Source organism: Neisseria sicca VK64 (genome assembly GCF_000260655.1).
Lineage (GTDB): Bacteria > Pseudomonadota > Gammaproteobacteria > Burkholderiales > Neisseriaceae > Neisseria > Neisseria sicca_B.
The window spans coordinates 1-4,557 of the sequence record NZ_AJMT01000128.1 but is presented as its reverse complement, the minus strand read 5'-3'; the positions used below and the strand labels follow the sequence as shown (position 1 = coordinate 4,557).

Here is a 4,557-nt window from a genome sequence, read left to right as displayed (position 1 = left end):
GAAACGACCGAAAGCACCTGCGAAGACAAGGCGCAACATTTCGCCAATACGGACAAATCATGCAAGATATTTGAGTCTTGAGGCATCGATAGCAAAAGGTCGTCTGAAACCTAAATTGGTTTGCCGTTGTGCTTTTTCGGTGCTGCATTGCTGCCCTTGGTTGCAATGACGCTTGGTTTTACGGCTGATGATGCTTTTGTGGCGGTTAAGCTGTTTGGCGATTTTGGCGACGGTGCAGTGAAGGGACAGATATTGGATAGGGTATCGTTCGTCTTGGGTCAGTTGCGTGTGACTCATATGGAAAACTTTGATTTACTTAATCTTTAGCCCATAAACCCGCTTGGTGGTTTATGGGCTATAAACGATCAAATCTTATAAACAAGCCATTTCGTTTGCCATTTGCTGTTCTAAGGTTTCGCGGCGGCGGATAAGCCGGTATTCGTTACCGTCCACCAAGACTTCCGCCGCCCGGTTGCGCGTGTTGTAATTGCTTGCCATGCTGGCACCGTATGCGCCTGCGCTGCGGATAACCAGCAAATCGCCTTCTTCGCAGGCAAGGGTGCGGTCTTTGCCGAGGAAGTCGCCGGTTTCGCAAATCGGGCCGACGATGTCGGCGGTCAGCGGCGGGATGTTTTTTGGTTCCACCGCTTCGATATGGTGATAGGCGTCATACAGGGCGGGACGCATGAGGTCGTTCATGGCGGCATCGACCATGACGAAGTTTTTCTCTTCGCCGTGTTTGATGAACTCGACGCGCGCCAGCAGCGAGCCTGCGTTGCCGACCAAGCTGCGGCCGGGTTCGAGGATCAGTTTCAGACGACGTGTACCGATCAGTTTTTGAACCGCTTGGGCATACGCGCCCAAATCGGGGACGGTTTCGTCTTGATAAACGATGCCGACGCCGCCGCCTAAGTCTAAATGTTCCAAAACGATGCCTTCATCCGCCAATCGGTCAACCAAAATCAAAATGCGCTCGCAGGCTTCGACAAGCGGGCTGAGGTCGGTCAGTTGCGAACCGATGTGGCAGTCGATGCCGATGATTTTGAGGTGGCTTTGGCGGGCTGCATGGCGGTAGGCTTCGAGCGCGTCGGCGTAGGCGATGCCGAATTTGTTGGCTTTCAGGCCGGTGGAGATGTAGGGATGGGTTTTGGCATCGACATCGGGATTGACGCGCAGGGAGACGGGGGCGGTTTTACCCAAGCGTTCGGCAACCTTTTGAATGCGGTCGATTTCGGGGATGCTTTCCATATTGAAGCATTTCACGCCGGCATGAAGCGCGAACTCGATTTCCGCCTCGCTTTTGCCCACGCCTGAAAAAATGGTTTTCGCCGCGTCGCCGCCCGCCGCCAAAACGCGCGCCAATTCGCCGCCGGAGACGATGTCGAAACCGCTGCCCAACGAGGCGAAGTGTTTGATGATGCTCAGATTGCCGTTGGCTTTAACGGCGTAGCAGACGAGCGGGGAAAGCGCGGCAAACGCGGTTTGGTAGTTTTCAAATGCGTCAGTCAGCGCGGATTGGCTGTACACATAAAGCGGTGTGCCGAATTCTTCGGCAAGGCGGGAATAGGGGACTTGTTCGCAATGCAGGGTCATGTTGGTGAGGTTTAATCGTTGGTTTGATTGGTAGGTTCTTTGGAAGAATGGATTTTCAGGCCGGTTTGGACCACGCCGAAACGCGCCTTGTCGCCTTCTTTGGGCAGGTAGAGGTCGCCTTTGTAACCGCAGGCTGAAAGCAGGAGGGCGGTTGCCGCCGCAAAAAATACGCCGTATTTCATCGGTAAACTTCCTTCATAAGCGCGAATGTGGCAAGATTCGGTATCTTAAACAAAAAACACACAAAAAGCCATGATGACCGAAAGCGAATTCATCCGCATGAGCGAAGAATTGTTCGAACACATCGAAGACCAAATCGACGAAAACGGCTGGGATTTCGACTGCCAGTTTGCCGGAAACGTCCTGACCATCGAAGCGGCGGACGGCACGCAAATCATCGTCAACCGCCACACGCCCAACCAAGAATTGTGGATTGCCGCAAAAAGCGGCGGCTACCATTTCGCCGAGCAAAACGGCAAATGGCTGGCAACGCGCGACGGACGGGATTTCTACGACGTTTTAAACGAAGCCCTGAGCGCGGCTTCGGGCGAAGCGGTGGAAATTGCCGAATTGTAAGCCGAAAGGCAGACCATTCAGTAATACCAACGGAAAACAATCAGAAAGAAAATCGTCATGAAATATCTACCCCTTCTGTTACTTGCTGCCACAGCCCCCGCTTTTGCCGGTTCATCCAGCATCTACTTAAACAACGATTACCGACAGGTTTTCGCTACCCCAAGCGGCAATATCTTATGTGGTGGCGACAGCCAAAAGCGCACTAAGACCGGCAAACCCCGAACCAACGATTTGTATTGTTTTATCGGTCTGAATAAAGCTATGCCCAAACGCTGTAACCAACAAGGTGAAGGCTTGGATTTCACGCTGAATGCCAAAGGTAAAGCCACTATGAGCTGCGCGGGTTTCGAATTTGTCCCCGACAATGAAGGCTACGAAGAAACACGCGTACTGAAATACGGTGAAACCATTAGCGGTCAGGGTTGGAGCTGCCGCAGCGGAACATCAGGCTTAAGTTGTCAAAATAACGACGGCCACGGTTTTTCAATCAATCGTAAAGAATACCGCCTGTTTTAATTGTTCGAGCTGTTTCTGTCCTTGGCTGAAGGTCGTTTTCAGACGACCTTTATATGGTATTGAAGTTGGCGGAGCATGAACCAAACTTACAGACTTGGACGATGAATTACTGGACAAAATCCTATCCCGAAAACCTACATAACCCGCACAAAAGGATAACAAAATGCCCCTGTTAGACAGTTTCAAAGTCGACCACACCCGTATGCACGCCCCCGCCGTGCGTGTGGCGAAAACCATGACCACGCCCAAAGGCGACACCATTACCGTATTCGACCTGCGCTTTTGCGTGCCCAACAAAGAAATCCTGTCCGAAAAAGGCATCCACACGCTGGAGCATTTGTTCGCAGGCTTTATGCGCGACCACTTGAACGGCAACGGCGTCGAAATCATCGACATTTCCCCGATGGGCTGCCGCACCGGTTTCTACATGAGCCTCATCGGCACGCCCGACGAGCAGCAGGTCGCCGACGCATGGCTCGCTTCGATGCAGGATGTGGTCAACGTCAAAGACCAAAGCAAAATCCCCGAGTTGAACGAATACCAATGCGGCACTTATCTGATGCACTCTCTTGCCGAAGCGCAGGAAATCGCGCAAAACGTCCTGACGCGCAAAGTGGCGGTGAACAAAAACGAAGAGCTGACGCTGGATGAAAGTTTGTTGAACGCTTAAACGTTATGCTTGGGAAAAGGTCGTCTGAAAACGGGAAACCGAGTTTCAGACGACCTTTTTGTGTGAATAGAAAGAATGGACAAAGCGAGACCTTTGCAAAAAAGCCCTTCCCTCGACAGCCGACACCCAAACACAGGTTTTCGTCTATTTCCGCCCCCAATCACTCCTGATTCTACCCAAATGCGCCCTTAATCCTCCCCAGATACCTAATAATCAGGTATCCGGGCCACCTTTTAGGCGGCAACAGGCGCACTTAGCCTGAGACCGTTTACCGCCCTGCTTTGGTTCCGCCCGGACCGTACACGGCGCCCCAAGCGGCATCGAGCTGCTGCCCTGCCTGCCTCAATGTTTCCGCCTGTTGGCTTTTCACATTCATCGCCGCCTGAAGCTCGCCCTGCAAGCGGACGATGTCGGCTTGGGCTTTTTGCAGGCGGTATTGCGCATCTTCAAGGTCGCTTTGCAGCGAGATGATTTTGCTGTCGTTGCCGGTTTGCTGTTTCAGGGCGGTGCGGTAGGCGGAACGCGCGTTCATCAGATTGTCTTCCGCGCTGTCTGCCGCTGCATTCAGCGAAACGCCCATTAATATCAAGGCGATGAGTTTGTTGTTCATAAACATCCTTTGATGCCGTCCCGCGATGTATAGCGGATTAACTTTAAACCAGTACGGCGTTGCCTCGCCTTAGCTCAAAGAGAACGATTCTCTAAGGTGCTGAAGCACCAAGTGAATCGGTTCCGTACTATCTGTACTGTCTGCGGCTTCGTCGCCTTGTCCTGATTTAAATTTAATCCACTATATTAGAGGTCGTCTGAAAACGGAAAAACTGTTTTCAGACGACCTTTTTGCTGCGGTAGGCGGTTGGTTAATATTGATAGGCGGCGAGTTTGCGCTTGATTTCGGGCAGGGCGGCGCGGGCGGCTTCTTCACCCAGCTGGATGGCGCGTCGTTTTTGGTCGAAACCGCCGATAGAACCCATCTCCAACACTTGCGGTTTGATCACGACGTTTGCCTGACCCAATTCATGTTGGAGCAGCGGAATGCTCATGACGTTGAACGTTTGGTCGAGGTAAGAGAAAAAGCCTTGGTTGACGTTTTTCACCGGACGGGCGGAAATATCGACGGCGATAATGAAATTGGCGCCTTGTTTTTTAGCCGCGCTGACGGGAACAGGCTGCGACAGACCGCCGTCAACGTATCGGCGGCC

At 52.4% G+C, this 4,557-nt stretch carries 7 protein-coding genes and 1 pseudogene; 3 read left to right on the top strand and 5 right to left on the bottom strand.

The window, feature by feature from the left end:
* Window positions 1-63 precede the first annotated feature (63 nt).
* The 3 genes and pseudogenes from HMPREF1051_RS07705 to lptM form a co-directional block, all read right to left on the bottom strand.
* Window positions 64-297: pseudogene (locus HMPREF1051_RS07705) on the bottom strand (IS30 family transposase); the annotation flags it as partial.
* Between the two features lie 75 nt (window positions 298-372).
* The gene (gene lysA / locus HMPREF1051_RS07700) at window positions 373-1,593 is read right to left on the bottom strand and encodes a diaminopimelate decarboxylase (protein WP_003766724.1); all 1,221 of its coding nucleotides are present in this window, start codon (window positions 1,591-1,593) and stop codon (window positions 373-375) included.
* Window positions 1,594-1,604: 11 nt separating this feature from the next.
* Complete coding sequence (lptM, locus tag HMPREF1051_RS07695; RefSeq protein ID WP_003755649.1) at window positions 1,605-1,775, bottom strand: LPS translocon maturation chaperone LptM; 171 nt, start codon at window positions 1,773-1,775, stop codon at window positions 1,605-1,607.
* Window positions 1,776-1,845: 70 nt separating this feature from the next.
* Between lptM and cyaY the strand changes: the two genes are divergently transcribed.
* The 3 genes from cyaY to luxS all read left to right on the top strand — a co-directional run bounded on the left by cyaY (window position 1,846) and on the right by luxS (window position 3,355).
* Window positions 1,846-2,169, top strand: coding sequence for an iron donor protein CyaY (gene cyaY, locus HMPREF1051_RS07690; RefSeq protein WP_003755648.1), 324 nt, complete (start codon window positions 1,846-1,848; stop codon window positions 2,167-2,169).
* A 57-nt stretch (window positions 2,170-2,226) separates the two neighbouring features.
* Window positions 2,227-2,685, top strand: coding sequence for a DUF6636 domain-containing protein (locus HMPREF1051_RS07685; RefSeq protein WP_003766722.1), 459 nt, complete (start codon window positions 2,227-2,229; stop codon window positions 2,683-2,685).
* Between the two features lie 163 nt (window positions 2,686-2,848).
* Window positions 2,849-3,355 (top strand): S-ribosylhomocysteine lyase, encoded by a 507-nt coding sequence (luxS, locus tag HMPREF1051_RS07680; RefSeq protein WP_003745039.1) that lies wholly within the window; start codon window positions 2,849-2,851, stop codon window positions 3,353-3,355.
* Window positions 3,356-3,623: 268 nt separating this feature from the next.
* Here the strand turns inward: luxS and HMPREF1051_RS07675 are convergent, their stop codons facing one another.
* Together HMPREF1051_RS07675 and HMPREF1051_RS07670 are read right to left on the bottom strand one after the other, a co-directional pair.
* Window positions 3,624-3,965 carry a hypothetical protein gene (locus HMPREF1051_RS07675; RefSeq protein ID WP_003766727.1) on the bottom strand — a complete coding sequence of 114 codons (342 nt, stop codon included), beginning with the start codon at window positions 3,963-3,965 and terminating at the stop codon, window positions 3,624-3,626.
* 250 nt (window positions 3,966-4,215) lie between these two features.
* The coding region (locus tag HMPREF1051_RS07670) for a patatin-like phospholipase family protein (protein WP_003766728.1) at window positions 4,216-4,557 on the bottom strand (342 nt) is incomplete at its 5' end.

Coding starts and splice junctions, on each gene's coding strand:
- lptM (WP_003755649.1), bottom strand. CDS start 1,775: ATGAAATACGGCGTATTTTTTGCGGCGGCAACCGCCCTCCTGCTTTCA.
- cyaY (WP_003755648.1), top strand. CDS start 1,846: ATGATGACCGAAAGCGAATTCATCCGCATGAGCGAAGAATTGTTCGAA.
- luxS (WP_003745039.1), top strand. CDS start 2,849: ATGCCCCTGTTAGACAGTTTCAAAGTCGACCACACCCGTATGCACGCC.
- HMPREF1051_RS07675 (WP_003766727.1), bottom strand. CDS start 3,965: ATGAACAACAAACTCATCGCCTTGATATTAATGGGCGTTTCGCTGAAT.
- lysA (WP_003766724.1), bottom strand. CDS start 1,593: ATGACCCTGCATTGCGAACAAGTCCCCTATTCCCGCCTTGCCGAAGAA.
- HMPREF1051_RS07685 (WP_003766722.1), top strand. CDS start 2,227: ATGAAATATCTACCCCTTCTGTTACTTGCTGCCACAGCCCCCGCTTTT.